This is a genomic window from Citrobacter sp. Cpo065, from assembly GCF_030332805.1.
Classification (GTDB): Bacteria; Pseudomonadota; Gammaproteobacteria; order Enterobacterales; family Enterobacteriaceae; genus Citrobacter; species Citrobacter portucalensis.
The window spans coordinates 1-4,219 of record NZ_JAOWHC010000025.1; the positions used below are offsets into that span (position 1 = coordinate 1).

Consider the following 4,219-nt stretch of genomic DNA (forward strand, 5'->3'; position numbering starts at 1 on the left):
AATAAATATCCTCCGGCATAGCCGGAGGTTTTTCTGATGCGCCTATAAGGCTCTGTTACCAGCCGCGCCCTAACAGGCGCATACGATCTGACATTTGCATCAGACTTCGTTACTTACGGCCCGTAAACGGGCTACCCGGATAAGGGATCGATAACTGCTCGCCCATTTTATCCTCTGCAAGCTGGTGCTTTATGTATTCCTGTATCCTTGCTGTGTTCTTACCCACCGTATCTACGTAATACCCACGACACCAGAACTCCCTGTTCCTGTATTTAAACTTCATATCACCAAACTGCTCATACAACATCAGACTGCTTTTACCTTTCAGATAACCCATAAAACCGGATACGCTCATTTTGGGCGGGATTTCCACAAGCATATGGATATGATCTGCACAGCATTCCGCTTCCAGGATCCGCACGTTTTTCCACTCACACAGCTTTCTTAAGATGCTGCCTATCGCCCTACGTTTCTCCCCGTAGAATGCTTGTCTTCGGTATTTGGGCGCAAAAACTATGTGATATTTACAGTTCCATCGGGTGTGCGCTAAGCTCTTTTCGTCCCCCATTGGGACCCCCTTTTGATTTCTTGTTTAACCCTTGCAGTTGCCAGACCGCAAGGTGTTTTAACAAATCAAAAGGGGTTTTAATAACTGGCCCAAAGCTGAAAGCTTTCCGGAACCCCCAGCCTAGCTGGGGGTTCTCTGTGCACAAAAAAAACGGGAACCTCTCGGCTCCCGTTCTCATACAACCCAAGATCTGGATTACATGTTTTCGATGATCGCGTCACCAAACTCTGAACATTTCAGCAGCTTAGCGCCGTCCATCAGACGTTCGAAGTCATAGGTTACGGTTTTCGCGTTAATCGCGCCTTCCATACCTTTAACAATCAGGTCAGCCGCTTCTACCCAACCCATGTGGCGTAACATTACATTGCTAAAATCATAATAACCATTTGATAAAATTGAAATTATCATGCTTTCTACTATCAAAAACTGTCTATAACTACCTTTTACAACTCATTGATTATCAAAACTTTGATTTTAGTTTTGGGGAATAGTTTTCACCAGTAGTCCAAGTTATTCACGCCACTGCATTCAACCTGTTACCGCTATTGCCAGACCTCACTGGTGACGCTTTTACAGTCACTGAATTCACAGCTAAAAGCGGATGTTCTCCATTGTTTTAACAGCTGATCAAGGTATTGCTAAAATCAGATGTGAAAATAAACGGAAAGCAGGCCAGATTTGCACTAATACAAATGAATTGTTATACCTATTCTCAATCGGAATCAAAGACCCGCCGCTGCCCCAAGGCTTTCTAGTACTTTCTGAACCATAACTTGAATCTGGGCGTCGATATTTTGCATAAATTGCAAATATTGATTAATAAAAGCTTGACGGTTAGAAATCCAAGTATTTAAACTTTCCTGATACTTTACGCGCTCTGTCTCCGGCAGGGCTGCAATCTGAGCTTGCATTCCCTCGATCGCGCCATTGAAGAGACCTAGATTTACGTTGTACTCTTTAGTCATCTTTTCTCTGGTCTCAGAGGCAACTGCAGAAGCAGCATGAAGCAATTCGTCCTTGTAGATACTTCTAATCTCCGCTACATCCTGCTTTGTACCCTCACTTATTTTAGTTGTAAGTTCCGCAGCTTTCTTCTCTGATTCTTCTGCGTATGTGGCTGCCGAATGAATGAGTTTAAATTGGGGGATCTTTACGTACCAAACCACTTGTTCGTTATAGAACTCAGGAACATCCCATTTGAACTCTTTTCTCTGTGATACAACCTCAGGAACGGTAAAGATTACTCGCTTTGTTTTTAGGATTGCAACAGGTATATCTGTATAAACTGGATACCAGCCACAGTCAGTAATACTTCTGCACTGGAAAAAGTCACCGAGATATCTGTGTTCTGTTCGCCACTCGAGTCCATCCGGAAGATCAAAAGACGCCTCTTTTCCACGCAATTCTGGCCAATCAAAAGACCATGTTTGCGTTCGCATTGCCATAGTTGGTTTATCGAAAATCCAGCGTTGTTCATCGAATGTCACTTCAAATTCAAACTCCCAACCGCTTGGTACGCCATCTTGGATTTTTTGGCCTTCTTGTTTTGTTATTTCAGCTCTAGTAGACATTCGCAGCTGTAAATCTGCATTCATCATAGCAACAAGTTTGTTGAACCATTCAGTTGCCGACAGCTCTTGTTGGCCTACATCTAAGGGTGCTAAGCCCATCATCCGCACTCTCGATACCGAATGTGGAAGTTCAATTTCTGAGAACGGGATTTTACGAAGTGACGTAACATTCATTTAAATTCCCCTCGCTTTCTGAGTTTGGGTTGGCGCGGATAACCCCATTATGGAGTGATTAGGCATATACAAATTTGATAGCACACACCTAGGCACGAACAAACAGGAAGCTACCGCAACCCATTATGATAAGTAATGTAGCTGATGCTTTTTTAATAAAAATCAGCTGAGTAACAAGTGAATATCTACTAATTGAAACTAATTTTGTTGAACTATCGTGCCAACTCCAGACTTGAAGAAGTCTCCATTTTTAAGTTTCTCCAATTCAGATTGTTTAGGTTGTACAAATCCTTCTTGATGTATTTTCCAAAAAACACCTGGGCAATCATCATGACACTGAGGATTTGGTATTCTAGGTGGCCTGGGTTCAGGCGTTGATGTTGGAGTAGGTGTTGTCTTCGGCTCAGGAGGCGGCTTGCTTGCTGCGGAGCATTCAGACGAAATTAATATTAATGAAATGAATAGCATTGAAGTTAGTTTCATTATATTTCTCCGTAGCTCTACTTATCATATGTATAGCTGGAAAGAGACATTCATTCATCATGAAAAATCATGATTTAGTTTCAATGTATAGCACGCCAATTTTTTTCACCACTGAGTGTCTTAAACCGGCATTTTGCACTTTACAGATTAAATAGTTACGTTAACCATCATCCGTATAAGAATGATACCAAGCCTGTTGCTCCCACAAACTGATTTCTTGCGCAATGCATTTTCTTTCCTTCAGCCATGTTGATGAATAGCACCAAAGGGTTATTTTTTACTGATCTACTTCCTTTCAATTGATGCAGGACGGACTTACTAACCTGTTTCTGGCACATTTTAGCCCTAGAAACGGTAGCGCACCGCTATGGGGTGTCGGGGGTCGGAGGTTCAAATCCTCTCGTGCCGACCAAAAACCCCTTTAAGAACCAGCCTTTACGGCTGGTTTTTTATGCCTGTCTTTTGCACGGGGAAACTTTGGGGAATTACTGGGGAGAAACCCCGCCCAAATTAGAATTCACCTGGCAGGATAACAGCTGTGTGTAGTCGATGATGAAAAGACAGGGTCTGGTGACATCAACAGACCCCGTAATTACACAGCAATGCATATTGGATACGCTTTATCCCTAGCGAGTGGGTAACTTTATAGTCATTACAAAGATGGTTGTCATCAAATCTTTGTGATTGATATCTAATATTTTTAACTTAAATGCCAACAAAGTAATGAGTGGTTAAATAGCCACCAAAAAAGCATAATTATCCTTCCCCATGGATATGTTTTTATCTACATCACCGGGCAATCATCAAACTCCGCGTTCCTGGCATCATTAATGATGTACGTGATCACCCCGAATATAGCGGGTGCAGAACTGTAACCATCATCATCTGCTGGCAGCGCCTCCCTTCTCCCGTTCTCCAGATTAACCAGGTGGGGCTGAGGATGAGTCCGATATCGCTTGATCCTGAATTCCCCGTCTATCGCGCATATCAGCAGCGAGCCATCACAGGGAGAAAGTGACGCATCAACAACAAGCAACGCCCCCTGGATTATTCCTTCCCTGAAATGTGAACGTGATGCACGCATGAAGTAAGTCGCTGCGGGCTGACTGATAAGCTGCTGATCAAGGGAAATCCTTGTTTCAACGTAATCTGCCGCAGGTGAAGGAAAGCCCATGGCTATAGTCCTCCGTTTGGATTGAACAGCTGGAAGGTACGATTCTCGCCTTCCTGCGTTGATACATCGCGGAATGTTGTCACATACCACTCGATCCATTCGTTGGCCTGCTTCATCGTCCAGTTCCAGTTAACCTTGCTCAGTTCCTGGACAAACCGTTGCGTGGTGACGGTCTTCCGGCCATTTGGTTCCTGCTGTATCGAAGCATACCAGGCTATTTCAATATCGCTGCGTCGTGGCATCATCACG

General features: G+C 43.6%; 4 protein-coding genes and 2 pseudogenes. 1 reads left to right on the top strand and 5 read right to left on the bottom strand.

Going from position 1 to position 4,219, the window contains the following annotated elements; all coding sequences use genetic code 11:
• Positions 1-109 precede the first annotated feature (109 nt).
• The 5 genes and pseudogenes from tnpA to OGY68_RS05605 form a co-directional block, all read right to left on the bottom strand.
• Positions 110-568, bottom strand: a complete 459-nt coding sequence (tnpA, locus tag OGY68_RS05585) for an IS200/IS605 family transposase (RefSeq protein WP_057069660.1) — start codon at positions 566-568, stop codon at positions 110-112.
• A gap of 195 nt (positions 569-763) precedes the next feature.
• Positions 764-937, bottom strand: a pseudogene (locus tag OGY68_RS05590) (isocitrate/isopropylmalate family dehydrogenase); the annotation flags it as partial.
• 353 nt (positions 938-1,290) lie between these two features.
• Entirely contained in the window at positions 1,291-2,313 is a 1,023-nt protein-coding gene (locus OGY68_RS05595) for a hypothetical protein (protein WP_057069138.1), read from the bottom strand.
• Between the two features lie 198 nt (positions 2,314-2,511).
• Entirely contained in the window at positions 2,512-2,796 is a 285-nt protein-coding gene (locus tag OGY68_RS05600) for a hypothetical protein (RefSeq protein WP_141711927.1), read from the bottom strand.
• Positions 2,797-3,580: 784 nt separating this feature from the next.
• A complete protein-coding gene (locus OGY68_RS05605; protein WP_047357985.1) occupies positions 3,581-3,970 on the bottom strand; it encodes a HumD family translesion DNA polymerase in 390 nt (129 codons plus the stop codon).
• Between the two features lie 146 nt (positions 3,971-4,116).
• On the opposite strand from OGY68_RS05605, the pseudogene OGY68_RS05610 reads away from it, so the two are divergent.
• Positions 4,117-4,219, top strand: a pseudogene (locus OGY68_RS05610) (hypothetical protein); the annotation flags it as partial.

Bases quoted from the DNA above. Each gene is read 5' to 3' on its own strand.
- tnpA (WP_057069660.1), bottom strand. From the start codon at position 568: ATGGGGGACGAAAAGAGCTTAGCGCACACCCGATGGAACTGTAAATAT.
- OGY68_RS05595 (WP_057069138.1), bottom strand. From the start codon at position 2,313: ATGAATGTTACGTCACTTCGTAAAATCCCGTTCTCAGAAATTGAACTT.
- OGY68_RS05600 (WP_141711927.1), bottom strand. From the start codon at position 2,796: ATGAAACTAACTTCAATGCTATTCATTTCATTAATATTAATTTCGTCT.
- OGY68_RS05605 (WP_047357985.1), bottom strand. From the start codon at position 3,970: ATGGGCTTTCCTTCACCTGCGGCAGATTACGTTGAAACAAGGATTTCC.